The organism is Paenibacillus rigui (genome assembly GCF_002234615.1).
GTDB lineage: Bacteria > Bacillota > Bacilli > Paenibacillales > NBRC-103111 > Paenibacillus_S > Paenibacillus_S rigui.
Map to the genome: position 1 here is coordinate 120,054 of NZ_NMQW01000008.1, position 26,208 is coordinate 146,261.

The window sequence follows — 26,208 nt, forward strand, 5'->3', positions numbered from 1 at the left end:
GCCCTGGTTACGCGTGCACCTGCTTGAAGGCGCGCAGCGGGAGGATGGAAAGAGCCGACATCAGGCAGAGAAAAGCGATGAAATAAGGCGATGTATGGCTCCGCATATGCCCGGCAACAATGGGGCCTATAAAAGCGCCGACGGAAAAGGAGATGGACAGGATGGAGAATACGCGTCCATACCGGTTGGAGCTGGTGATGCTCGCAAGTAAAGTGGCGATAGAAGGGAAAATAACCCCTTTGGCCATGCCGATCAAAAAGAGCGAGACATGGATGGGCAGCGGCCATTCCACGGACATGCCGAAGAAGATGAAGGCCAAGGCCAGGCTTCCCATCGAGGTGCGGATGAAGGGGGATACCCGGTTCAGAAACAGCATGCTTAACGTAACAAGCGCGCCTAAGCTGACAAGCGAAAACAAAATGCCGGAGGTAAGAATGGAGCCGCTCGTTTCTTTCATCAGGGGAAGCTCGAAAAATAAGATGCCCTGCGAGCAAGAAATGGCCAGCGGAATACCGAAGAATAGCCATGGAATGCGCTGTGCGTGCGCATCCGCTGCGTCCTTGCTTTGATTCTCTTTTGACGTGCCGTGCTCGTGCGAGTGAAGCGATTGGTGATTGGCGGGCAAAGTCTCCTGCTCCTTCGGGAAAAGCTCGGCAGCAGCCTGAATCACCTGCCGTTCTTTGACACCGAATATGGCCAGTATTCCGGTCACAATGAGAATCCAGCCCAGAATCGTGAAGGACTGGACAAACCCGAGCTTGGCGACGAGGAAAGCACCTGCAGCAGGGCTTAGTACGGAGGCCATCGTATGAACGAAGCCGTTGCCTGCCATCAGCTTGCTCTGCTGTACGCTGTCTTTGGCCAATTTGGCGAGCAGCGACAGGCAGGCCGGTGACAAGAACGCCAACACAAAGCCGCTGATCGAGCGAATGATGAGCAGCTCCCACGGGTCGTCCACTTTTGATTGAACTAACAGCACGATACCTGCTACAATCAGGCTGAACACAATGAATCGCTTGCTGCCGTATCGGTCGACGCCGAAGCCGGCAATCAGGTTGCCCGGTAAATGGGTGATGGAGTACACGCCGAGTATGAGTCCGATGAACGAAGGGGCAGCACCTAACGAGATCGCGAACGGAGACAAGATCGGATACTGCGCATGCAGGTCGAAAAAGGCAACAAACATGAACAAGTAAAGCCAAATTGCAGTTTTCAATTCGATTTCACCTCGAGCCTTGTCTTATAATGAAAGCAGGGGCTTGCCTGAACAAAAGCCTTTATCTTTACTTTTACGTGACAAGCCCGGGGGTTAGTACCATTTTTTACAGTTGGCCAGGGGAGAGAGGCGGGGAAACATATGGAGCCGTTTGTCATAGCGGTGCTGGCGGTTATCGTCGTTAGCGTCCTGATGCGCATTCGCATGACGTACCGCAGGGCGAGAAAAGAGGACCGGACGGAGGAAATCCAGTCCAGATTGGCGGCGCTTCGCAAGAAAAGAGATGAAGAATAAGTGCCTGTTGTTGTATGATAGCAGAGAGATTGCGGGTGTATAAGCAGCGGGCTGTGATAGCGAGATAAGGCGCAGGCACCGCATGGATTCACCGGACTTTTAAAGGGGAGAGATGAGCGTTGGATTTCATCATGTCATTTTTGCAGGAACGATGGTTTGTGATTGTGGCGGCTATCGTGGTCTTATTTATCGTAATTAAAATTGTGAAAACCGTTGTGAAGTGGATTATCGTATTGGCGGTGCTGGCAGGGTTGTTCTTTTACGGGGCCAGCTACAAGGACCAGCTGATGGATATTGGAACGACCGTTACTGCGGAAGTGAAGAGCCAGGCGGTTAAAGTCGTTGCAGGCGAAATGAAAGAGGCGCAGTATAAGCAGAACGCAGACGGCTCCTTCACGGTGACGACGAAGAGCGTACGGCTGGATGGCAAGCCCGGCTCCAGTGAAGTGAAAGTTACGTTCATGAATCAGACGTTTACCATGAAGGTGGACGATGTATTGAACGGTTTGATCGAGCAGGCAAAGAAAAATACGAAAATGTAGAGGACAGCGATTTATGGCATGAAAAATGAGAAGAGGGGGTGAGGTTGTGTCGTCGCAGGTATGGAATACACTAACCGAATGGAACTGGGTAACGGTACTGTTGGCGGGAACGTTGATCTTGTCGATCCTTCAAGGCTTGCTGCGCGGTGCTTCCTCGTCCGCCACACATTTGATGCGGATGGTGGCCGAAGGGCTGGCCACCGTGCTGGGCCTGCTGTCCGCCTGGAAGCTGGCATCGTGGCTGTCCCCTCTGCTGCAGGCGTGGTTAATCCGGCAAAATCTGCAGATTCCCTCCGGGCAGCTAGTGTTTTGGCAGCAGTTTTATTATACCGCTGTAACAGGGGTGCGGGATTTCACCCTTCTGCGATACGGAATTTTATTTGTTGTCGGCTATGCGGTGATCAAGCAGCTGCTGTACCGGATTATCGATCCGTTGGTTGACGGTTTGATGGTTGGAGCGATCCGGCGCGGCGGCGAGTCCGGCGGGACGCCATCGGTGATCAGCAGCCTCGTCGGAGGCGTTATCGGCTCCTTGACGGGTGCGGGCAGAGCACTTATGCTGGTAGCGGCGCTTTTTATCGTAACCTCCTTGTTTCCTCAGACGGAAGCGGCACAGTACATCCAAGCTTCAAGCCTTTATCAAAAAGGGGCTACGGGCGTTATCCGCCCCGTTACCGGTGATTTCCTGGCAAATCAGCTGCCGGTATTTACAAGAGCGGTGGAAGAAGAATTTACGAATATTCTTCAGCGGAAATACGAGGTGCTGGACGCCAATATACCGAATGACATTGCAGCGGCGGCCAAGGAAGTGACGGCGAAAGGGAATACGGAAGAGGAAAAGGCGAAGCTGCTTTACTCATGGGTTGGAACCCGGGTGAAGTACGACTGGGATAAAGTGAACCTGTACGAGCAGCAGCGCATCTGGAAGGAACAAACGCCTGAAGATACGTTTGCTACCAAGAAGGGAGTCTGTATTGATTACTCCCGTTTGTATGCGGTCATGGCCCGTTCGGTAGGGCTGCAGGTCAAGGTGGTGACCGGACTCGGGTATGACGGACGGGGAGGGTACGGGCCCCATGCGTGGAACGAAGTGTATTTGACGGACAAAGGAGCCTGGGTGCCGCTCGATTCAACCTGGGTAGCCAGCGGGGGCAACTGGTTTAACCCGCCGAATTTTAATGAAACGCATATTCGGGAAGCGTAATAGCGCTTTACCAATGCCGGAAACAGGCAGAAAGGCCGAGATCTCGCAAGGCGCGGGATGCCGGCTTTTTTCTTTCGGTGGAAGTTATGGTAAACTACTACATGTGTGCAATTTTTCGCAACCTTTGAGCTTGGGAGAGGAAAAGGAGTAACCATTCCATGTACGAATCGATTCGGATACCAAAACCGCTTGATCAATATAAGGCCGTTTTTTTTGATGTTGGGGATACTTTAGTGACGATACCGGAATCGCGCATCATTATGCAGCAGGTGCTGGCTGCGCGTTCGCTGCACCGCGGAGAGGAGCGGGTCGGCGAGCTGTTTACGGAAGCGTTCCGATTGTTTTATTACGGCAAGCAGCTCGACCCGTTCGAGGCGTGTACGCCGGAATCGGACAGAGCTTTCTGGATGCAGCTGTACCGTTACATTCTGGACAAGCTGGGCGCCGGAGAGGAGCAGTGGACGGAGGATCAAATCCACGCATGCTGCCATGAGCTGTACGATGTATTTACCGGACCGGAGCATTACCAGCTGTTCAGCGACGTGGCGGCATGCCTGCCGCAGTTTCGGGAGAGAGGCCTTCGGCTGGGCATTATATCCAACTTTGCGCCGACCTTGTCCTCCATTCTTGAGCATAAAGGCATACTGCATTATTTTGATCCTGTCATCGTCTCCACGGAGGTAGGGCTCGAGAAGCCGGACCCGGCGATTTTCCGGCTAGCGCTGGAGCGTTCCGGTCTGTCCGCAGAAGAAGTGCTGTACGTTGGCGATCACGACCGCAATGATATCTGGGCTCCGAATCAGGCGGGCATCGATGCCGTCAAAATCAAGCGCTACGATTACCATTCCGGCGTCGGCATCCACTCGCTGCGGGAGCTGCTGGAAGAAGACAAGGGAGCCGGGAACTGATGGAATTTTGTAAAGGTTTAAAGGAGCTGTAATCATCATGAGAAAGTCACATTCGATGGATGACCCGCAGAAGCACGAGGCCAACAAGCGCCGTCACTATACTTGGCGCATTAATTTATTTTTCTTTTGCACTTTTTTTCTGTTCTCCGTGCTGATTGTACGGCTGGCCATTCTTCAATTTGTGGAAGGCAAGCAATTGAAGGCGGAGGAAGCTTTGACGACGAAGCGGGATACCCCGATTGCGCCGATTCGCGGCAACATTTTTGACCGGAACGGCTATCCGATTGCGTTCACCTCCTCGACCCAGTCGCTTTATTTCCGCATGGAAACCGATCAGAAAAAAGATGACGTCATTGCACTTGCTTATAAGCTGGAGTCTTTGTTCAAGCAGTATGGAGAATCAAATGCCAAAGCCCAGCTGACCGCGGCGGATATTATGAAGGAAATGGATGTCGGCTACGATCTTGAGAAGAAGACGACGACATCGCCCAGCTATTCGTTCGTGCCCCGGCGTCTGAAATCCGGCTTATCCAAGGGCGAAATTGCTTATATTTTGGAGAACCGGGATGAGCTGAAATGGCTTGAGATTATGGAGGAAAGCATCCGCAACTATGATACGAACAACGTTGCCGTTCAGCTAATCGGTTATATGCGTCCTTTCTCTCGCGCGCGAGAGCCTAAGAACGGGCTGGATTTCTACAAGAACAAGGACAACACCACCGGCTATTTGGATACGGAGGATGTCGGCTACGACGGGATCGAGCTGATGTACCAGGAAGAGCTCCGTGGAAAAAGCGGGATGAAGACGTACCCGGTCAACGCTTCCCAGAAAATTATCGGTAAAGTGACGATTGAACCGCCAAAGAAGGGGAACAATCTGTTCCTGACGATCAATAAGGATGTTCAGCAGGTAGCTGAGCAGGCCATTATGGACCAATTGGTCTATGCCAAGTCTTCTACGGCGAGAGCGACGCACTACGGCTATGCTCCGAATGCCAGAGCGGGCTATGCGGTCGCTATGGAAGTCGACACAGGGCGAGTCGTCGCCATGGCCAGCATGCCGGATTACGATCCGAATACGTGGAGCGGCGGGATTTCGACCGAGGATTACAACCGGATTCAGCCGTTTATTAACAACGGAACGATTACTACGGCGTATCCCGATTATCCGTCCGACGAGCTGAAGAACCATCCGACCTCCATTGTGTATGTCGGTTCGGTTATCAAACCGTTATCCGTTCTGATCGGTTTAAACGAAAATTTGTTTACCGTCAATACGACGTATAACGATACGGGAGAATTCAGTTACGGGAAGGACAACAACGCCAAGCTGACCAACTCCGACCGCGCCTCTTACGGGCTCATTAATGCTGCCGATGCGATATGGCATTCCTCGAACACGTTTATGTCGGCGATGATCGGCAACCCGCTCTACATGCGGAGCGGCTCCAAGGCGGTCGATATTTGGGAGTCTTACTTGAATAAATTCGGCCTAGGCGTTTTGACGAACAGCGGGCTGCCGAGGGAATTTGCCGGCATCAGCGAGTTCAAGACGAATACGAAGGAAACGCTGCAGTCCCGTATGGTTTATGCTTCGTGGGGGCAGAACGAGAAGTACACGACGATGCAGCTTGCGCAATATGCGACAACACTGGCGAACAAGGGCAAGAAGCTGAAGCCGCTGCTCGTCGATAAGATCGAGACGTATGACTTTAAGCCAGTGAAGCAGATGCAGCCCGAGGTGCTCGAGGAGACGACCTTCCCGCAATCCTACTGGGATACGGTGCAGCGCGGGATGCTGAAGGTTAACGTGCAGGGCTTCGACGGCTTCCCTTATACGGTAGCCCGAAAGACAGGTACGTCTACACAGTCGGTCGGCGGCAAAATGATCGATAACGCAGTCTTCATAGCCTATGCTCCGGCCGAGAAGCCGAAGCTTGCTATCGCAGTTGTCGTGCCGGAGGGCGGCTTCGGGGCTTGGAATGCAGCGCCGATTGCCCGCAAAATTTTCGATGCTTACGATCAGCAGTACGGCTTGGACGGAGTTCCGAAGGGGAATAAAGGCGAAGCCGCCGGAACACCGACTCCTTAACGTTCAGGCAGCGGCCGGGGCGACGATCGAACGTTCTGGAGCTATGCTCGAGCCTCACGTAGCCTTCGGGCGGGTGAGGGGAGCAAGAACCTTGTTGAAATTTACATGAATGGTCTGCTGCAAAAAGTACAGCCTCGCGCTGTTTTTTTGCGGCAGGCCATTTTTTTTACAATAAATGTTGCACTAAGGAAACAAATTTGTATAATATAAAAATATAGTCACAAGAGAAACAAAGGTTGCCTAGGACAAAAAAAGAGGACTAAGACAACTTTTCATCACCATAGGATAGTTCAACGACTTCAACACAAGAACAGCTTTGTAAGGAGTGGAGAGCGAAATGAAAGCAAAGCAGGTATCCTCATTCAAACGGTTTTGGCTGACGCTTATTTTTTTGACGGTGGCTGTTGTAACTGCCGCATGCGGTCAAAGCCAGCAGACTTCAGTGGCGGACGGAAAGCTGAAGGTGACGACGACGATCGGTATGATCTTCGATGTGGTGAAGCAGGTGGGAGGCGGGCATGTGGAGGTGACGGGGCTTATGAAATCCGGCGTGGACCCGCATTTGTACAAAGCCTCGCAGGGGGATGTGAAGAAGCTGGAGCAGGCGCAGATCATTTTCTACAACGGACTTCATCTGGAGGGCAAGATGGTAGAAATTTTCGAGAAAATGGCGGAGGAGAAGCCGACTGTTGCCGTGTCGAGAAACATCCCTGAAACCGAGCTTCGGGGCTGGGAGGGCGGTGAAGCTTCCCATGACCCTCACATTTGGTTCAATGTAAAGCATTGGATGTCTGCAGCGGAAGTCATCCGGGATGAGTTAAGCAAGGCCGATCCGGCTCACGCGGCCGATTACCGCAAAAATGCAGACGCCTACTTGAAGCAGCTGCAGGAGCTGGACGCTTATGCTGTGCAGCAAATCGCTTCCATCCCGGAAGCGCAGCGGGTGCTGGTCACCGCTCATGATGCATTCGGCTATTTCGGCGACCGGTACCATATCAAGGTTACGGGTCTGCAAGGGATCAGTACGGCATCGGAATACGGGTCGAAGGACGTGACGGACCTTAGGGAGTTTTTGGTCAATCAGAAAATTAAAGCGGTGTTCGTCGAGTCCAGCGTTCCGAAAAAATCAATCGAAGCGGTCATTCAGGGGGCCAAGAAGCAGGGGCACGAGGTGACGATCGGCGGGGAGCTGTTCTCCGATGCGATGGGCAAGGAAGGGACGCCGGAGGGCACTTATATCGGGATGGTCCGCCATAATGTGGATACGATCGTGAACGCATTGAAATAAATAAAATAAATATTCGGGAGGGGAACCCCAATGAGCAGGTCAACGATACCTTTGACGATTCGAAATTTAACAGTCGCCTATCAAAAAAAACCGGTGCTGCGAGACATCGGGTTTGAAATACCCGAAGGCAAGCTCATCGGCATTGTCGGTCCGAACGGCGCAGGCAAGTCGACACTGATTAAAGCAGCGCTCGGGCTCATTCCCCGTGTAACAGGGGAGGTCAGCATCTACGGCAAGCCGTATCAGGAGCAGCGCAAGCTGGTGGGGTATGTGCCGCAGCGGGAATCGGTCGATTGGGACTTCCCGACTAGCGCTCTGGATGTCGTCATGATGGGCCGCTACGGCCATCTGGGCTGGTTCAAGCGGCCTGGGGCGAAGGAGCGCAGCCTTGCGATGACCTGCCTCGACAAGGTCGGCATGGCCGACTTTGCAGGGCGCCAAATCAGCCAGCTGTCAGGCGGACAGCAGCAGCGAATATTTCTGGCGCGGGCGCTCGCGCAGGATGCGCAGCTGTACTTTATGGATGAACCGTTTGTCGGGGTGGACGCGGCAACGGAAAAGGCGATCGTGACGCTGCTTGGCGAGCTGAAACGGCAGGGCAAGACGGTACTGGTCGTGCATCACGACCTGTCGACGGTAAAGGAATATTTTGATTGGGTGATGCTGCTGAACGTCCAGCTGATGGGGATCGGACCAACGGATGAAATTTTTACAAAATCCAATTTACAGCAAACGTATGGCGGTCGATTGACGCTGCTCAGTCGTGACGACGATGCGATTATCGTGAGATAGAGAGGTGATGGAGATGGAAAGCATCAACTGGATGGAGCTGCTGATGGATCCGAACACGCAGTGGATTTTGCTGGGCAGTATATTGCTCGGACTAAGCAGCGGCGTGCTGGGCAGCTTCGCCTATTTGCGCAAGCAGAGCCTGATGGGCGATGCCTTGGCTCATGCCGCGCTGCCTGGAGTGTGTATCGCCTTTATGCTGACCGGCTCGAAATCGATCGGGTTCTTTTTGATCGGTGCTGCCGTGGCGGGGCTGATCGCAACGTTCGGCATCGGATTCGTTACGAGAAATACCCGTATCAAGCAGGACACGGCGCTGGGGATTGTCTTATCTGTCTTTTTCGGCTTAGGCATCGTCCTTCTCACACAAATTCAGCACGGTGACAGCGGCAATCAAAGCGGGCTCGATAAGTTTCTATTCGGCCAGGCCGCTTCGATGGTGCTTTCCGACGTCATGGTGATGGCCGCTGTTGCACTCGTGCTCGTGGCAGCCTGCACCGTATTGTTTAAAGAATTCAAGCTGCTCAGCTTTGACGCCGGCTTTGCCAAAGGGCTCGGGTATCCGGTAGCCTTTCTGGATCAGCTGCTCATGTTTCTGATCGTGGTTGCGGTTGTCGTCGGCATTCAGGCCGTAGGGGTCGTGCTCATGTCTGCACTGCTCATTACACCGGCCGTTTCCGCACGGTATTGGACGGAACGGCTCGGGGTGATGGTGATGCTGTCCGGACTGTTCGGGGCGATCAGCGGGTTGATCGGCACGGCAACCAGTACAGCGGCGAACAATTTGCCCACGGGTCCCTTAAGTGTATTGGCCGCCACATTGTTATTCGTGCTGTCGGTGCTGTTTGCCCCTCGCCGCGGAGTCGTAGCGAAGGTCCTGCTGCAATGGGCTGTGAAAAGATCGGTGCTGGAGGAGAAGCAGCAGGCAGGCGCCGTGCTGGGGACCTCAGCCGTGAAGGTGAAGCCGGGGAAGGAGGGGCAGGCATGAACGACTTTTGGATCTTGTTGACTGCAGCGCTGGTAGCTTGCTCCTGCAGCCTGCTCGGCTGCTTCCTGGTGCTCCGGCGGATGGCTATGATCGGCGATGCGATCAGTCATTCCGTGCTGCCGGGTATTGTGATCGCCTTTTTGCTAAGCGGCTCGCGGGACTCGTTCTTTATGATGCTGGGAGCCTCGGTAATCGGGCTCGTGACGGTTTTCTTGATTCAGCTGTTCCAGCAAAGCGGAGTGCAATCAGACGCTTCGATCGGCGTCGTCTTTACCGCCTTGTTTTCAGTCGGTGTTGTGCTTGTGAGCGTATTTACGCGGCAAGTGGATCTCGATTTGGACTGCGTGCTGTACGGGGAAATCATTCGCGTCCCCTGGGATACGATAACCTGGGCGGGAATAGACATCGGACCGAAGGCCGTCTGGTCGCTCGGACTCGTGCTTCTGTTAAGTCTTACCGTGCTGGGCTTGTTCTACAAGCAGTTTAAGCTGTGCTCGTTCGATCCTGCGATGGCGGCGGCTGTAGGCATTCCGGTTGCCTTGTTCCACTACCTGCTGATGGGGCTGGTCTCCGTCACCACGGTAGCCTCGTTCGAGAGCGTAGGGGCAATCCTGGTCGTAGGGATGCTGGTCGTTCCGGCGGCCACCGCCTATTTGCTGACAGAGCGGCTTGGGGTCATGATCGTCTACAGTATGGGGATCGGCGTGCTTAGCTCTACGGGAGGCTATTACATCTCGGTATGGCTGGATGCGTCCATCGCAGGCTGCATGATCACCGCCGCAGGCGTGCTGTTTGTCGTGGCTCTGCTGTTCTCTCCCACGCATGGCGTCGTGTGGCGCAAGCTGAAGCAGCGTCAGGACGTACTGGCGGCAGGCCAAGCGGGATAAAATAAAGAAGCGGCAACGATGCAGATGTTCTTAAGCATCGTTTCCGCTTCTTTTGGTAGATAAGTATATGTCTCACAACCTTCGTTCTACCTTGACAAACGCATGCCATCTGGAACGATAGCGAAGCCGTTTATCCTCGGGGATGGCTTCTCCGGAAGTCCGGTGAACAGGCGCCCGCTGCAAGGCCGGAGCATTCTACCTTGACCTGACGCTGATGCGGAAGGGGCTGCTCCGGCTTCACTAAAGATTACTTAGCTAAGCCGGAGTAGGAACCTGCTTATCCCGCCGTTTCCGGGCATTGAGCACCAGATTGATCAGTACAATAAGCAGAACAAGCAGCTGCGGCAGTGTAGTTTCCCAGTTCGGATATATAATATGTTTCAATAAAGGTTATTGTAGAAATAGCCGGCATAAGCTCTTCTTTTTTGAAAAAACGGATTTCTAGCGATCCATTTCCTGAACTTGCTGCGAATATGGTATACTAGACTATCGAATTATTTTTAACCGTTGCTGTTGAACGTTTGAGGAGGAGCCATTTCATGTGCGGCATTACTGGAGCAATGTATTTTGAAGATAGAGAGCCTTCCCAGGCTATGTTAAAGGCCATGACGGATGTCATCGTGCACCGCGGCCCTAACGATTTCGGATTCTGGGGGGAGAACCGCATCGGATTGGGCTTTCGCCGTCTGTCCGTTATCGATTTGAAGGAGGGTCACCAGCCGTTAGCCAACGAGGATGACACGGTATGGATCGTATTTAACGGCGAAGTATACAACTATAAATATTTGCGCCACACCTTGCAGGACAAGGGGCATCAGTTCAAAACCCATTCCGATACCGAGGTTATCGTCCATATGTACGAGGAATACGGGGAGGACTGTGTGAAGCATTTGCGCGGCATGTTCGGCTTCGTCATTTGGGACCGCCGCAAAAAGCTGCTGTTCGGCGCCAGAGATCATTTCGGGATCAAGCCGTTTTATTTCTATAAGGATGCGAAGCAGTTTTTGTTCGGCTCCGAGATCAAAAGCCTGCTGGCTGCCGAGGGGATGAGCCGGACGATTCACACGGAAAGCCTGCTGAATTATTTGACATTCCAATACGTGCCGGAGCCGAACACGATGTTCCGCGGCATACATAAGCTTCCGCCGGGCCATACGGTGAAAATTACGTTTGACGGCGAGATGACGATCCAGCGGTACTGGGATCCGATGTTTGAGCCGGAGGACCGTCCGATCGAGGAATATATCGAGCAAATCCGCGAAGGCCTGAAGGATTCGGTCGTTCACCACATGCAGAGCGATGTGGACCGCGGCTGCTTCTTGTCGAGCGGGATCGATTCTACCGCGATTGCAGCGCATATGCGCTCGATCGAGCCGATCCGGACATTCTCAGTCGGCTTCGAGGGGCCGAACAACGAGACCGAGATTGCACGCCAAACGGCGAATGCGCTCGATACGGAGCATTTTGCGAAGATTATTACGCAGCAGGACTTCTTCTCCACGCTGCCAAAGGCCGTCTGGCATCAGGATGAGCCGGTCGCGGACCCTTCGGCCATCGCGCTTTATCACGTCGCGCAGCTCGCTCGCGAGCAGGTGACGGTGGTGCTCTCCGGCGAAGGCGCGGATGAGCTGTTCGGCGGCTACCGCATTTACCGCGAGCCGCAATCGCTGCAGCCGATTGAACGGCTGCCGCAGTCGGTGAAGCAGCTGCTGCATGCGCTGGCCCGGCTGCTCCCTAACGGCGTGAAGGGCAAGAACTACCTGCTGCGCGGGACAACGCCGCTCGAGCAGCGCTTCCTCGGGAATGCCAAAATTTTCTCCGAGGAGATGAAGAGCGAGATCGTTCGCATCGACCAGGACATGCTGCGCAGCTACACCAATCCGCAGCAGATTGCGCAGCGTTTTTACGATAAGACGCGCCATCTGGATCCCGTCACGCGGATGCAATACATCGACATGAATCTATGGCTGCCGGGAGACATCCTGATGAAGGCGGATAAAATGACGATGGCTCATTCCCTTGAGCTGCGGGTGCCTTTCCTGGATGTGGAGCTGTATGAGGTCGCACGAAAAATACCGGCCAAGTACCGGATTGCCGAAGGCACGACGAAGTATATTTTCCGCAAGGCGATGGAAGGTCTGATTCCGGACTTTATCCTGAACCGTCCGAAGCTGGGCTTCCCTGTACCTTTACGGGATTGGCTCAAAGGGAACCAGGGGAAAGTCATACTGGAGCAGATCGAAGCCAGCGGTATTGAGGATTACATTAATACGCAGACCGTTCGTCAAATGATGACGAAGCATCAGAACGGCCAGGGCGACTACGCCCGCCGGATTTGGACGATCTATATGTTTGCACTGTGGCATGTTACTTATATGGAGGAGCTGCCGAAGCCCTCGCTCGCAACCGCACACTAGCTCATTAGGAACAATCGGGTGAATACGTAACGGAGGGCGGATCGCTTGCGTGAAGCAGGATCCACCCGCGCACCCATGGCAGTTATACAATGGGACGGGACGAACAGAAGGAAAAGAGGGATCCACATGGGGAATTATAAGCTGATCGCTTTGGATATGGACGGGACGTTCCTGACAGAGGACAAAGTCGTCTCCAGACAAAATCGCGAGGCTATTGAAGCGGCGGCCGCGGCAGGCGTGACGGTGATGTTTGCAACGGGCCGTGGGATTCAGAACGTGATGCCGTATGTCGAGGAGCTGGGCCTGCAATCTCCCATTGTTACGGTCAATGGCAGTGAAGTATGGTCTGCCCCGGGCAAGCTGCACGACCGTTCCATTATGGATCCGGCTCTTGTCAGCAAGCTGCATGCCATTGCCTTGGAGCATGATACCTGGTACTGGGCGTATGCGGTCGGTCAAATCTACAATAAAGAGACGTGGACGGGGCCTATCGAGGAAAAGGAATGGCTGAAATTCGGTTATTACTATGAAAATGCGGATGTGCTCCGGTTGATTCGCGAGAAGCTGGAGGGCTGGGATGCACTGGAGATTACCAATTCCCATCCTTTCAATATCGAGCTGAATCCGAAGGGGGTTCACAAGGCGAGCGGCATCCGTCAAGTATGCGGACTGCTCGGTATCGATATGTCCCAAGTCATCGCGATGGGCGACAGCCTGAACGACGTGTCCATGATCCGCGAGGCAGGACTTGGCGTAGCGATGGGCAATGCGCAGGAAGAGGTCAAGCAGCTCGCCGATGTGGTAACCGTGTCCAACGAGGAGCATGGCGTTGCCAAAATTATTGAGGCTTACGTTTTATCGTAAGTCCTTCCGGGGAGGCTTTCCATGACAATGCTGATCGCTGCATGGACCATCGTCATCGCCCTGTTTCTGGTCGGTATGGCGGGAGCGGTATACCCTGTACTGCCGGGGGCTATAGCGATATTCGCAGCCTATTTCGTCTACGGCTGGATGGTCAGCTTTGAGCCGTTCGGCGTTTGGTTCTGGCTGATTCAATCCACGATTCTGATCGTGCTTCTGGTAGCTGACTACCTGGTCAGTGCGCTTGGCGTGAAAAAGTTCGGGGGGACCCGGGCATCGGTCATCGGCAGTACGGTCGGTCTGCTGCTCGGTCCGTTCGTGATTCCGGTTGTAGGGCTGATCGCCGGCCCCTTCCTGGGTGCGGTCATTGGGGAATTGCTAGTAGGGACGGAGTTCAAACAATCGCTTAGAGCCGGTCTTGGGGCGCTTGTCGGCTTTTTCTCCGGACTTGTCGTGAAAGTTATTTTACAGCTGCTGATGATCATCCTTTTTGTCATATGGGTGCTCCGTTATTAGCTTATCGTCTATATTGGGCAGGGAGAAGGTTTAAGTTTTGGCTAAGGATTCATTGGTAAAAGGCACGTTAATCTTAACATTAGCGGCTCTCGTAGCGCGGGCTCTGGGCGTTGTGCAGCGGATTCCGCTTATTCTGCTGCTGGGCGAGCTGGGGATGGCCGCTTACGGGATTGCATTTAATCTGTACTCCATGCTTTTGGTTGTCGCCACAGCCGGGATTCCAAGCGCTCTCAGCAAAATGATATCCGAGCGGACGGCGCTCGGCCTCCATGCGGAAGCCAGCCGGGTATACCGTGCTGCGCTATGGTTTGCCGCGGCGGCGGGACTCGTCATGGCCATCTTTTTATATGCGGTGGCGCCTTATTATTCGGACCGGATTTTGAATCCGCAGGCTGTGCTGCCGATCCGGGCCTTGGCTCCGGCGCTGCTGCTTTTTCCGCTCATTGCCATCATGCGGGGCTATTTTCAGGGACGCCGGATGATGATGCCGAACGGGCTGTCGCAAATTATCGAGCAAATTTTTCGCGTCGTGACCTCTGTCGGCTTGGCTTATATGCTGCTCGGACATAGTATGGAGTGGGCTGTTGCCGGGGCGTCCTTCGGCGGGGTTATCGGCAGTATTGCCGCGGCGGCTGTCATGGTGTACTATGCAGCTCGTCTGCGCCGAAGCGATAAGGCAGAACTTCGGACGGGGGCCGGACCGGGTTCAACGAGCCGGCTGTCCTTCAAAACCATTTACGGGCAGCTGTTCAAGCTGTCTATTCCGATCGTCATTTTCTCACTGACCGTCACGCTGATTTATACGATCGATTCGTCCATCGTGACGCTGCTGCTGAAGGATCAGGTAGGGGAGACGAGCGCGAGGGAAATTCTCGGTATTCTCGTAGGGCGGGCCCAGTCGCTGGCCGGGATTCCGATTATTTTGGCCGTAGCGCTCAGCCAGTCGGTTGTGCCGATTATTTCTGCCGCTTACTCGCAAAAGGATATGAAGCAGGTATCCGAGCAGACCGGCAAGGTGCTTCAGCTTTCGATCTTGTCGGGTCTGCCTATGGTGCTGGTCATTTGTCTTGCTGCCGGTCCGATCAATGCCTTTATATTCGGCAATCCGACGGGCTCGGCAATCGTAGATACGTATTCGGCACCGATCATTATTGTGCTGACCCTAAGCGCCCTGTTCCAGATCGTCATGCAAACGTCGGGTGCCGTGCTGATGGGAATGGGAAAAATGCGTGCGCTCATGGTGCATGTGGCTGCGGGGATTGCAGTCAAGCTTGTCGGCAGCTACGCGCTTGCGCCGTTCATGGGGATTTACGGAATTATCGCGGCGACCTGTCTGTGCTTTGTCGTGATGACCGTGCTGAACCTGCAGGTGCTGCGTAAAGAAGTCGCATTCCGTGTGCTGGGAGCGCCCCGCTGGATCGGATTAACGGTGACGACGCTAATTATCGTCGTGGTCGGGATAGGACTCGACCTGTTCGTGCAACGCTTCGTTGTGCCGTTCGGAAGCTCTCGCTGGGATGCCGCACTGCAAACGGTGATCCTATGCGGAGTGACCGGTGCCGCTTATCCGGTCCTGCTGATGCTCACACGCACATTGAAAGGGTCGGATTTGCAGCAGATGCCGGGCCCGATTCAAAAGCTCATTCGTCGTGTCGCGCCGAAGCTGTTAAGCGGAGGCAGGGGAACAGGGAGCGGTGCTTAGTCAGCTCAGCGGTATCAAACCAAGGGATGAAGCAAGACTCAGACTTCAATTCGTTGAAGCCTTCTGGGTCTTTTTGCTTGCCAAGCCCGACTCTCACGCCCTTGGCCCTCACCGAACGTAAATGGCAGCTATAAGGAGGCTACTCGGCTTCGCAGGTTTTGTATAATTTCCCTGCGCTCATGTCACCCTATGGAATTGCAACGAATAGAAAATCATGATACGGTTAAATGACTGACTAAACCGATTGCTATAAAATGAATTGTATATGGAGGAAATCCCATGACCCAAATCGCCAAAAGCTTAACCGAGCTTATCGGAAACACGCCGCTGCTGGAGCTGTCTAATTATAATAAAAGTAACCAGCTCGACGCCCGGCTGATCGCCAAGCTCGAATTTTTCAATCCGACAGGAAGTGTAAAGGACCGGATCGGCTATGCGATGATTAAAGCCGCGGAAGAGCAAGGCCAGCTCCATGAAGGCTCTGTTATCATTGAGCCGACCAGCGGGAATACGGGTATTGGCCTGGCCTTTGCCGCCGCTTCGATGGGCTACCGTCTCATCATCACCTTGCCGGACACGTTCAGTATGGAGCGGCAAAAAATGATGAGAGCTCTGGGGGCCGAGCTCGTCTTAACCCCGGGCAAGGAAGGAATGGCAGGCGCCATTCGCAAGGCGGAGCAGCTTGCAGCGGAAATACCGAACTCGTTCGTTCCGCAGCAGTTCAGCAACCCGGCGAATCCGGACATTCACCGGAGAACGACAGCCGAGGAAATATGGCGGGATACGGATGGCCAGGTCGATCTATTCGTTGCAGGTGTCGGCAGCGGCGGCACGATTACTGGGGTAGGCGAGGTGCTGAAGGCGTACAACCCGTCTGTTCGCATTGTCGCTGTGGAGCCTCATGATTCCCCAGTCCTTTCCGGTGGCAGGCCGGGTGCCCATAAAATTCAGGGGATCGGGGCCGGTTTCGTCCCTGATATTTTTGACAAAGACGTCGTAGACGAGATTATGAAAGTGAAAAATGACGACGCGATTCAGACTGCACGCACCTTGGCGAGAAGCGAAGGGCTGCTGGTCGGCATCTCCTCGGGGGCGGCGGCGTATGCTGCGACGGAACTGGCCAAACGCCCGGAGAACAAGGGCAAAACAATTGTCGTGCTGCTGCCGGATACCGGCGAACGCTATTTATCGACAGGCTTGTTCCAGGAGGATTAACCTGAGCTTAAACCGGATCCGGCAAGGATTCGGACATAACGATAGCCTCTATCCGCCCGCTTTGCAGGAAGCCGGGGAGATAGAGGCTGTTTTTCGTTAGAGTGTATAGCCGAGCTGGAGCTTAACAGCTTATGCTCCCGCACCTTGGCCTATACCAGTGTATCTCATACTCACAGCTCTCCGGTCACTGCGGAACTGCTTGTCGCCTCACAGCCATGCACCTCCATAGCCGTTGACACCGGCTTACTCTATGAAATCCCCTGCAAGCACAGCGAGCTCGATTTTATTGAGCCCAAAGCAGTACTCATGCGTCATTTCGAAGGAAAAAGGAGGCTCCACGGTTGTGATCCAGCGGAGGCAATCCGCCGACCTGCACCAGTCGCCCGGCTCCGGGGCTTCAACGGGCCGATCCTTCCACGCGCCCTCCAAGCGCGGGCTGTACAATGGAGCGGCGCCGGGACGCAGGCTGCAGCCGTCCAGCCATTCCTTCAGCTGCCCCCGCGGAACCGGAGGGCCTTGGCGGACCGCTGCGAACAGGTGCGGCCAATAATCGGAACGGGAGCCGGAATGGCGGGTCCGGCCGGCGAATTGCAGCACGCCCTGCTGCACTGCCGGAATGCCGAACAGGAGGGCATACAGCTTTTTGCCGAATTCAATCCGTTCGTGCAATTGGGTGAAATCCTCCAGAATGAGCCCTGCCAGCCGCTGCTGGCCGTGGTCGTCGTCGTAAGGAAACACCACCTGGTTCAGCTGAAGCAGCGACTGGGCGTAGAAGAACAGAGTGTCCAAGACGGTTTTGCGGTACACGGGGTGCTGCACGATTCGCTCCTCAATATAGTTCTGCTCATTGACGATGAGGGCTATAGTCAGCAAAGCGCTGTCACGGCGTTCCCAGAACAGCTCCCATACCGGCTGCATAAATACCGAAATGTGCAGAGGTCTCAGCAGGTGGAACAACGGACGACGGGCCCGCAGACTTGCCTCGTACAATAGCAGCTGGGGATAAGCATCCTGGAAAATCAACGCGTTGGCCCGCTCAAGAAACGCAAACACATGCTCCTGCTGCCGGCTGTTCAGCAAGTAGGGGAGAAGCTCGCCCTTCAGATCCGTCATGCACCAGCCCCCGTTGCGCGATACCATGTGGGCGAGCAGCGCCCAGTGAAGCTCAGGCAGCCGCTGGAACAGCTCCCAATAGGCTTGGGTCCGGGTCACGTTATTCCGGTTCCGCTGCGCCGTTTCCTCGCGAATCTGCTGAACAAGCGGCCTCTCCCCCGCGGTGTAACCCGCTTTCATCTCCAGCGTTGTATCATACTCAGGTTTGTCGGTGATGCCCTGACCGCTGCCTAAGAGAGGCGGGGGGGTAAGCGCAAGAGCAGCCCTGAGTCTGGTATCCAGAAGGCTGAAATGCTCCTTGCGGATCCGGATTCCTGTCATGTGGTCCAGCTGTTGGCTTTCGTACCAAAGCGTACCGGCTTTCCCCTTCACCCATTGTCCGATCTCCTGCGGCACGTCAGTCAGTTTATGCAGTAAATCCCAAGCGTTCCAGCGCGTTTTTCCATGGGTCATCTGTCCGCCGCTCCTTTTCCGTGCAAGCTAAGTTCATCGAAAAAATTCCAAATAAAGGACTTTTGTTAAACCTTGTCGAATGAATTATATGTACAAAATGGAGACGTTTTTCCAATTTGTGCGTATATACTTAAGCGGGAATCTCTTGCGCAATTATTATGTATGGTGGAGGTAAGGCATGAAGAACAAGATGAACTACAAATGGCTTTCTATTTTTCTGGTCGTAATGCTGGTCGTTCTGGCGGGCTGTCAATCCGTAAGCGGATTGGATTTGAACAAAGTGATCCAAAACGGAGCAAGCATCAAGTCACTGCAGGGCTCCCAAACGCTGACATTGGAGGTAATTCGCAATACAGCGGTGACACCAAGTGCGGATGAGCAGCGCATGCTGGATCTGTTCTCCAATGTAAAAGTCAAGCTGACGGATATCAAGCAGCAGGATCTTACCCATCTTTCGGTTAAAGGCTCGTTTGAATATGCCAAAGGTCAAATTCCGTTTCAGGTTACGGTAAGCGATCAGGATTACACGTTCCAGATTGAAGGAGCGAAGAAACCGATTGTTTTACATAACAGCCCTGCGGGGATGGAGCAGCTGAAGGAAACGTTATCCAAGGAGCTGCAGGAAGAACTGAAGCAGCTGTATACCAAATCGGCTGAGCTGACGCCAGCTATGATTGCTTATTTGAGCGGCAACGCACCGAATCCCGCAAATATCAGCGTATCGGATGCCAAAGAATACATTCGCACCGAGGGCCTGAATATGAAAAAGGTTCATGTTGAGATCAACGGCAGCGAGCTTCTGGGCTTGTTTAAAAGCTTTGCAACCAACCTGGTGGCCGATGAAAAAGGAATGAAGGACATTCTTGGCCAGCTGTATGATGTTGTAGCGCCTCTTATGAAAGCAGCAATGAAGGAAAACAGCAAAAACGGTGACAATCCGATGGATGAAATGATCACACCTTATTTGAATAACAAGACGCTGGCGGTGGAGTTCGCTTTCACTTTCCTGAATTCGAACCTGAAAAAGATGCTGGCCGACTATGATTCCTATGTAGCTAAAGCTACTAGCAATGAAGAGCTGAAGAAGCTGCTAAGCGATCAGCAGGTGTTAAAGCTGGATATGTACGTGGATTCCAACCTGATGCCCCGCAAACAGAATATGGAACTGACGCTTACCGGTCTGGATGATAAGAGCGTGGTCCAAGGAATCAAATTGACGTCAACAAGTGAAACCTGGGATTTGAACCAGCCGGTGAAAGCCGATGTCATTGATACCAGCGCAGGTGTACTGGAGTTGGATTCGAAGTCGATGTTCAAGCCTGGCAAAATTTTGGCGGGCATCGATACGAAATCGCAATTATACCAATTAATAAAAAATGATCTTCAGTTGACCAAAAAAAATATCAGCATGATCGTAGATAATAACAGCAGCAGCTTCCAGACGTCCTCCAAGCCTTATAATTCGAATGGAACCATCATGGTTCCGGCCCGTTTTGTAGTGGAGCAGTTGGATGCAGATGTGGCCTGGGACCAAGCGACGCAGCAGGTGACGATTACCGACTGGGTAAGCGGAGCCGTTATTAAGCTGAACATCGGCAGCAAGCAGGCTTCCGTCAACGGCATGATCAAGCCGCTGGAAACCGAAGCGGAGCTCACGGACGGTTCGACCTTCGTTCCCGTTCGCTTCATTGCAGAGAGCATGGGAGCACGTGTGAGCTGGGACCAAGAGCAGCAAATGGTTACGATCACTAGAGATTAGCGTTTCCAGCTGTACCGCAGCTCATGCTCTGGTGCGACAAGAAAAAATACAAACGAAAAAAAGCCTGATTCCGCCGGATCAGGCTTTTTTCGTTTGGCTTCCGATTTAATGCGCCCCATCGCACGCCCCTTGCAGTTAATGCGATTTTAGGGAGCGAGCGTGCTTGCTTCGCAGCCCTCACGACTCCTCCTTTCCTTCTTCAGAAGAGGCAGGGGGACGGGGGCCGGGGAGTCGGCCGGAACGTAACGCCGCTTCCCGGAGCAAATATTCGATATGACCGTTCACGCTTCGGAATTCATCATTGGCCCATCGCTCCAGCAGCTCGTAAAGCTTGGGGTCGAGGCGCAGGGCAAAATTTTTCTTGGGTGCCATGCTTTAGGCGCTCTTTCGGTCCGGCCTAGTACAAACTGCCGGTGTTGATAACAGGATTAGCGGAACGATCCGATACGATGGCAACGAGCAAATTGTTGATCATGGCAGCCTTGCGCTCTTCGTCCAGCTCGACGACGCCTTCCTGCTGAAGCTGGGCGATAGCCAGCTGGACCATGCCCACCGCACCCTCGACGATCATGGAGCGCGCCGAAATAATAGCGGCGGCCTGCTGCCGCTGCAGCATGGCGCTGGCAATCTCGGTAGAGTAGGCCAGATGCGTCAGACGTGCCTCCAGCACCTCTACGCCTGCGACGGACAATCTCTCCTGCAGCTCGTTGCTCAGCTCGGTGGCGATTTCTTCCGAATTGCCGCGAAGCGAATAGCCTTTGTCTCCGAACACATCATATGGATATTTATTGGCTACATGCCGCAATGCGGTTTCGCTTTGAATTTCAACGAACTGCTCGTATTTATCGACATCGAACATGGCTTTGGCCGAATCGACGACACGGAACACGACCACGGCTGCAATTTCAATAGGATTCCCTTCGATATCGTTGACCTTCAACTTCACGCTGTTAAAGTTACGTACTTTCAGGGATACCTGCTTGCGGATCGAGAAGGGCACTGTAATCCACAGACCGCTTTCCCGCAGGGTACCGACGTAGCTTCCGAAGAAGGTGACGATCATCGCCTGATTCGGCTGTACCACGACAAGTCCGGATAACAGGATGACGGCTATGAGCAGGGCAGGCGCACCAAGAGCAAAAATTTCTTGAACCAGCATCGTAATTCCAAAGGCACCTAATGCCAGGACAACCAATAAACCGACGAAACCGTTCATGACCCATGCTTTTTGTTCTTTCATTTGCAACACTCCTCAGCTAGATGATGAATTAAATATTGATTTGATATTTTTATGATATCACTTTTTCTATTAATTGTAAAATGGGTTTTGTTGCCTTATGCAGCAGAAGTTATAAGACGGTTCGGAAAGCGGGCGTTCCTGACGTTGACATTCGCTTAACGAGCGTGCTATAAGTGGTTAAAGAGTATTTTGCAATTCCATTTATTTAGCCTAAAGGCGGTGCATATACGTATGGAACAAGTCAAAACAGAGCAAGTCTTTGAATCGCATATTGCTGATGCCAAGCCGACGATAGCCGTATTTAAAACGACCTGGTGCAAGGATTGCCATTTTATCGATCCGTTTATGCCGGAAGTGGTGGAGGCCTACAAGGATAGGCTGAACTTTATTCAGCTTGACCGGGACGAGGTGCCGGATCTGTGCGAGAAGCTTAACATCCTGGGTATCCCGAGCTTTATTGCATTCCAGAACGGGCAGGAGCTGGTCCGTTTCGTCAGCAAGCTGCGCAAAACAAGAGATGAAATCGAACAATTTCTGGATCGTGCCCTGGAAGTTTCCAGTGCCTTGAACAAGTAACACAAACGAACCGAATCGAAGTCCGTTTTGATCGGCAGCGTCCCTAAGGAATGGGAAAGCCGTCACAAAACGGGCTTTTTTCTTTCAATGGTTTGTAACAATTCCGCATGGATTTGGTTTGGGTTTATGGCTATAATGAAACAAGAACGACTCGGCTGACCGCAAGTATGCCGGAATCCCCGACACGACACGATGACAGGGAATCCGGTTGCCTGGATTCGGCTGATTCTTAGAAAAGTAGGTGATGGCATCTCATGAATCCGCAACGTTGGATGAAACGATTCTCGTTTGCCAGCATGTATGGCATGCTGCTTATTTTAGTGATGGGTGCTCTCGTTACCAAGACAGAATCGGGACGGGGCTGTGGAGACGACTGGCCGCTGTGCAACGGCAAATTTGTACCGGCTTATACGATTGAATCCATTATTGAATACAGCCATCGGTTCGTCGTCGGGGTTGTAGGGTTAATCCTGCTCGCCGCAACCATCCTGGTTTTTGTTTACAGTAAAAGAAAAGACGCCAAATGGTATGTTGGCGGGGCGATGCTCTTTACGATTTTGCAGGCAATCCTTGGAGCGATGGCGGTAGTTTGGCCTCAATCCTCAGCGGTATTGGCGCTGCACTTTGGATTTTCGTTGATGGCTTTTGCGTTTACATTGCTGCTAGCTTTAGTATTTACACGCTATGGCACCATGCTGGCCCGGGCAGGCGGCACTTTGTCGTCCGGTTTGCAAAAGGGCGTTTGGCTGATTACCATTTATTGCTATGCTGTCGTATACTTGGGCGCTTTTGTCCGCCATACGAATTCGTCTGGAGGCTGTGTAGGCTGGCCGTTATGTAACGGACAAGTTATTCCGGAGCTTACCGGGGCGACGGGAATCGTCTTCCTGCATCGGCTTGGAGCCATTGTTATGTTTATTTTGCTGCTGTGGCTGTATATTGCAATCCGGGCTCAGCGCGAGCCGAAGGACAATATGGTGCTGGCTGCCAAATGGTCGCTCATTTTCGTCATACTGCAAATATTCAGCGGGGCTTTCGTCACCTATTCGATGACATCCGATTGGTATCTGATAGCCAGTCTGCTGCATACCGTATTAATTTCTTGCTTATTCGGCATTTTGTGCTACTTGTGTGTGCTTTCCCTGCAATCCGGGAGAAGCGGAGATCATGGACAGGCTTACACGGCTGGTTAGCTGCGTAAGCCTTCTGTTCGTACAATAAAGGTATAAGCTTCTCCTGCATCGGGGCTGCTTTAACAAAAGGCATGCCGTCTTGATGGACGAAGAAGCCGGTTGTCCTTGTCATGTCAGGTGCTGCCATTTTACATAAAAAAGGGGTTAGGTGTTGAAATGATTTATCCGAATTTACGTACCTTTGTGGAAGCGCTGCGCAAAGAAAACCAGCTGGTGGAAATAACGGCTCCGGTTGATCCTAATTTGGAGCTTGCCGAAATTCACCGGCGCGCCATTGAGGAAGGCGGACCGGCACTGCTGTTCACCAATGTGAAAGGCAGCTCGTTTCCGGTAGTCACGAATTTGTTCGGGACCAGCCGCCGAGTGGACATGGCCTTTGGCCCGAGACCCGAGCTATTTATGAAACGGCTGATTCAGGCTACGGATACACTGATGCCTCCGACGCCGAAAGCGCTGTGGAACGAACGCGGGCTACTGCTGGATCTCATGAAGGTCGGCACGAAAAAAGTCCCCTCGGCCCAGGCTCCTGTCCTGCAGCAATGCCGAAAGGAAGCGCCGCTGGCAGGCCTTCCGGTATTGACGAGCTGGCAGGAGGACGGCGGGCCTTTCGTCACGCTGCCGCTAGTTTATACCGAGCATCCGGAGAACAAACATCACAACCTGGGCATGTACCGTATGCAGGTGTTTGATGACCAGACCACGGGAATGCACTGGCAAATTCATAAAGGGGGCGGCTTCCACCACTATGAGGCGGAGCAGCGCAACCAGGCACTGCCCGTCACAGTATTTTTGGGAGGACCGCCGGCGTTAATCGCTTCCGCGATCGCACCGGGACCGGAACACTTGCCGGAGCTGATGCTCACCTCGCTGATCCTCGGAGAGAAGCTGGCCGTTGCGGATAATCCGCACGGCGGTCACCGTCTCGTCGCTGAAGCCGAGTTCGCTATCTGCGGCTCGGTGCCGCCGCATGTGCGCCGCCCAGAAGGGCCGTTCGGCGACCATTACGGATACTATTCGCTCACGCACGACTTCCCGGTCTTCAACGTCGATCACGTATGGCATCGCAAGGATGCCATCTACCCGGCTACGATTGTAGGCAAGCCGCGTCAGGAAGACTATTACCTGGGCGAGTTTCTGCAGCGTCTGCTTTCCCCGGCATTCCCGATGGTGATGCCAGGTGTGAAGGAACTATGGACCTATGCCGAAACAGGCTTTCATGCGTTGGCGGCGGCTGTCGTACGCGAAAGCTACAGCCGAGAAGCATTGGGCACCGGCTTCAGCATCCTCGGTCAAGGCCAGCTGACCTTGACGAAGTTCCTGATCCTGACGGATCAAGCAGTGGAGCTGGAACGCTTCGATCAGCTGCTGGAAGCAGCGTTGGAGCGGTTTGACCCGCATCAGGATCTATTTATATTCAACAATACATCACATGACACGCTCGACTATACAGGCGACCGTTTGAATCATGGGAGCAAAGCGCTGATGCTTGGCGTAGGGGAGCCAATCCGCAGCTTGCCCGGCAGCTATGAAGGCGGCGAGCTTCCAGGCATCAGCAGCGCGGAAGTATTTTGCCGCGGCTGCCTTGTCGTCTCGGGAGCGGCTTACGAGGCGGACCCTCAGCTGGCGCAACGCCTGCTGGATCAAGCGGGGGACCGTCTGCAGCAATGGCCGCTCATTTTCCTGGTGGACGACGCGAGCATCGCGCGCAGTCACAGCTTGTTTCTGTGGACCGTGTTCACGCGCTTCAACCCGGCGGCAGATATGTATGCCCGCAGCCAGCTGAGAGGGCACCATATCTCTTATGAGCTGCCGCTCGTGATTGATGCTCGGATGAAGCCGGGCTATCCGGATGAGCTGCTGCCGCGTGAAGATATCGTCAAGCTGGTAGACAGCCGATGGAAGCAATACTTTACAGGAGCGTAATCGGACATGCTGACGGAATCAAAATCCTCCGGCGTGCTGCAGCGTGTGCTGCCGCACGCCGGCTTTGTTATTGTCTATATTTTGTGGGGCATCAATATATCCGTAATGAAGATCGGCGGTCAGCTGTGGGACCCTTTGGTATTTAATGGGCTCCGGTATTTGAGTATCATCCCGTTTCTCTGGGTGTATACTTACTTTTATTACCGTAGAAGCGGTCTGAAGCTGCAGATCGCTGGGCGCGATCTGGCTCTCATCTGCACCTTGGGGGCAGTTAGCGCAATAGGCATGGAAGCGCTGCTTCAGTATGCGCTGCAATTCTCGAACTCGGCTAACGGGGCAGTGCTCGGGAGAGGCTTTATGCCAGTCATCACGGCGGTCATCGCCGTTATTCTTAAGGATATTCGCTTAACCTGGCGGGTTATATTAGGAATTCCTATGGCTTTTCTTAGCATTATACTTATCGTAGCCGGAGGCGAGCATGGCTTTCATCTTGGAGCAGAAACGCTTCGCGGGGATGTGCTCCTATTGCTTCGAAGCTTCCTAGGGGCGTTTTATTTGATCGGGATGAATCGCCTTGTGAATAAATATCCATTGGCCCTTCTCGTCTCATTGGAGATGACTGCAGGGGCGCTTGCCCTGCTGCCCTTCCTGCTTTGGAAGGCGGATACGGCTTACTCGGCTTCAATAAGCGGGATCGGTTGGCTCTGCCTGGGCTATACCGCGCTGTTTGCAACACTTATCGGGTTCTCGATTCATAACTGGAGCTTGTCCCGATTAGGGCCTTTCAAATCATCCGTATACGGCTATTTGCTGCCTGCTACCGCGGCCGCTGCAGGGTATTGGCTGCTGCGGGAGCACTTGTCCCTGAATCAGTATATTGGAGGAGCAGGGGTGCTGGCCGCCATGTATCTGGTGCAAAAAGACCGGATGCAGCTGATGAAAGACCGTTCCTCCGCTTCCGCTAATCCGGGTACTGTGGGGAACGTGGGCGGTTCGGCCGAGGCAAAACATCAACTGAAGGGAGGGAGCTAG

23 protein-coding genes are annotated in these 26,208 nt (G+C 53.5%); 19 read left to right on the forward strand and 4 right to left on the reverse strand.

The window, feature by feature from the left end:
- Positions 1-7 precede the first annotated feature (7 nt).
- Entirely contained in the window at positions 8-1,216 is a 1,209-nt protein-coding gene (locus tag CF651_RS05825) for an MFS transporter (protein WP_094013915.1), read from the reverse strand.
- Between the two features lie 141 nt (positions 1,217-1,357).
- Between CF651_RS05825 and CF651_RS32185 the strand changes: the two genes are divergently transcribed.
- From CF651_RS32185 to cysK, 14 genes are all read left to right on the forward strand, one after another.
- A complete protein-coding gene (locus CF651_RS32185; RefSeq protein ID WP_179232698.1) occupies positions 1,358-1,510 on the forward strand; it encodes a hypothetical protein in 153 nt (50 codons plus the stop codon).
- A gap of 119 nt (positions 1,511-1,629) precedes the next feature.
- Positions 1,630-2,052 carry a hypothetical protein gene (locus CF651_RS05830; protein ID WP_094013916.1) on the forward strand — a complete coding sequence of 141 codons (423 nt, stop codon included), beginning with the start codon at positions 1,630-1,632 and terminating at the stop codon, positions 2,050-2,052.
- Between the two features lie 46 nt (positions 2,053-2,098).
- A complete protein-coding gene (locus tag CF651_RS05835) occupies positions 2,099-3,256 on the forward strand; it encodes a transglutaminase domain-containing protein (RefSeq protein ID WP_425436213.1) in 1,158 nt (385 codons plus the stop codon).
- A gap of 158 nt (positions 3,257-3,414) precedes the next feature.
- Positions 3,415-4,164, forward strand: coding sequence for an HAD-IA family hydrolase (locus tag CF651_RS05840; protein WP_179232699.1), 750 nt, complete (start codon positions 3,415-3,417; stop codon positions 4,162-4,164).
- Between the two features lie 37 nt (positions 4,165-4,201).
- The gene (locus CF651_RS05845) at positions 4,202-6,256 is read left to right on the forward strand and encodes a peptidoglycan D,D-transpeptidase FtsI family protein (protein ID WP_094013918.1); all 2,055 of its coding nucleotides are present in this window, start codon (positions 4,202-4,204) and stop codon (positions 6,254-6,256) included.
- Positions 6,257-6,593: 337 nt separating this feature from the next.
- Positions 6,594-7,544, forward strand: coding sequence for a metal ABC transporter solute-binding protein, Zn/Mn family (locus tag CF651_RS05850; RefSeq protein WP_094013919.1), 951 nt, complete (start codon positions 6,594-6,596; stop codon positions 7,542-7,544).
- 30 nt (positions 7,545-7,574) lie between these two features.
- On the forward strand, positions 7,575-8,336 hold the full coding sequence (locus tag CF651_RS05855) for a metal ABC transporter ATP-binding protein (RefSeq protein WP_094013920.1): 762 nt from the start codon (positions 7,575-7,577) through the stop codon (positions 8,334-8,336).
- Between the two features lie 13 nt (positions 8,337-8,349).
- Positions 8,350-9,321, forward strand: coding sequence for a metal ABC transporter permease (locus CF651_RS05860; protein ID WP_094013921.1), 972 nt, complete (start codon positions 8,350-8,352; stop codon positions 9,319-9,321).
- The gene (locus CF651_RS05865; RefSeq protein ID WP_094013922.1) at positions 9,318-10,208 is read left to right on the forward strand and encodes a metal ABC transporter permease; all 891 of its coding nucleotides are present in this window, start codon (positions 9,318-9,320) and stop codon (positions 10,206-10,208) included. Before CF651_RS05860 ends, CF651_RS05865 begins: the two co-directional genes overlap by 4 nt.
- A gap of 539 nt (positions 10,209-10,747) precedes the next feature.
- Positions 10,748-12,625: an asparagine synthase (glutamine-hydrolyzing) gene (gene asnB, locus CF651_RS05870; RefSeq protein WP_094013923.1), complete on the forward strand. Its 1,878-nt coding sequence runs from the start codon at positions 10,748-10,750 to the stop codon at positions 12,623-12,625.
- Between the two features lie 126 nt (positions 12,626-12,751).
- Positions 12,752-13,489 carry a Cof-type HAD-IIB family hydrolase gene (locus CF651_RS05875; protein WP_094013924.1) on the forward strand — a complete coding sequence of 246 codons (738 nt, stop codon included), beginning with the start codon at positions 12,752-12,754 and terminating at the stop codon, positions 13,487-13,489.
- A 27-nt stretch (positions 13,490-13,516) separates the two neighbouring features.
- Positions 13,517-14,002, forward strand: coding sequence for a DUF456 domain-containing protein (locus tag CF651_RS05880; protein WP_094014106.1), 486 nt, complete (start codon positions 13,517-13,519; stop codon positions 14,000-14,002).
- A gap of 37 nt (positions 14,003-14,039) precedes the next feature.
- Positions 14,040-15,704 carry a putative polysaccharide biosynthesis protein gene (locus tag CF651_RS05885; protein ID WP_094013925.1) on the forward strand — a complete coding sequence of 555 codons (1,665 nt, stop codon included), beginning with the start codon at positions 14,040-14,042 and terminating at the stop codon, positions 15,702-15,704.
- A gap of 279 nt (positions 15,705-15,983) precedes the next feature.
- Complete coding sequence (gene cysK, locus CF651_RS05890; protein WP_094013926.1) at positions 15,984-16,919, forward strand: cysteine synthase A; 936 nt, start codon at positions 15,984-15,986, stop codon at positions 16,917-16,919.
- Positions 16,920-17,162: 243 nt separating this feature from the next.
- On the opposite strand, the gene CF651_RS05895 is transcribed toward cysK, so the two are convergent.
- On the reverse strand, positions 17,163-18,485 hold the full coding sequence (locus CF651_RS05895; protein ID WP_094013927.1) for a DUF2515 domain-containing protein: 1,323 nt from the start codon (positions 18,483-18,485) through the stop codon (positions 17,163-17,165).
- Positions 18,486-18,663: 178 nt separating this feature from the next.
- On the opposite strand from CF651_RS05895, the gene CF651_RS05900 reads away from it, so the two are divergent.
- Entirely contained in the window at positions 18,664-20,244 is a 1,581-nt protein-coding gene (locus tag CF651_RS05900) for a copper amine oxidase N-terminal domain-containing protein (protein ID WP_094013928.1), read from the forward strand.
- 177 nt (positions 20,245-20,421) lie between these two features.
- On the opposite strand, the gene CF651_RS05905 is transcribed toward CF651_RS05900, so the two are convergent.
- Together CF651_RS05905 and CF651_RS05910 are read right to left on the reverse strand one after the other, a co-directional pair.
- Entirely contained in the window at positions 20,422-20,616 is a 195-nt protein-coding gene (locus CF651_RS05905) for a type II toxin-antitoxin system antitoxin (protein WP_094013929.1), read from the reverse strand.
- 25 nt (positions 20,617-20,641) lie between these two features.
- Complete coding sequence (locus tag CF651_RS05910) at positions 20,642-21,484, reverse strand: SPFH domain-containing protein (protein WP_094013930.1); 843 nt, start codon at positions 21,482-21,484, stop codon at positions 20,642-20,644.
- 231 nt (positions 21,485-21,715) lie between these two features.
- Here CF651_RS05910 and CF651_RS05915 point away from each other — a divergent pair, with 231 nt between their 5' ends.
- The 4 genes from CF651_RS05915 (at position 21,716) to CF651_RS05930 (ending at position 26,208) form a co-directional block, all read left to right on the forward strand.
- Positions 21,716-22,060: a thioredoxin family protein gene (locus tag CF651_RS05915; protein ID WP_094013931.1), complete on the forward strand. Its 345-nt coding sequence runs from the start codon at positions 21,716-21,718 to the stop codon at positions 22,058-22,060.
- Between the two features lie 254 nt (positions 22,061-22,314).
- On the forward strand, positions 22,315-23,253 hold the full coding sequence (locus tag CF651_RS05920) for a COX15/CtaA family protein (protein ID WP_094013932.1): 939 nt from the start codon (positions 22,315-22,317) through the stop codon (positions 23,251-23,253).
- A gap of 156 nt (positions 23,254-23,409) precedes the next feature.
- Positions 23,410-25,176: a UbiD family decarboxylase gene (locus tag CF651_RS05925; protein WP_094013933.1), complete on the forward strand. Its 1,767-nt coding sequence runs from the start codon at positions 23,410-23,412 to the stop codon at positions 25,174-25,176.
- Positions 25,177-25,182: 6 nt separating this feature from the next.
- Complete coding sequence (locus tag CF651_RS05930) at positions 25,183-26,208, forward strand: DMT family transporter (RefSeq protein ID WP_094013934.1); 1,026 nt, start codon at positions 25,183-25,185, stop codon at positions 26,206-26,208.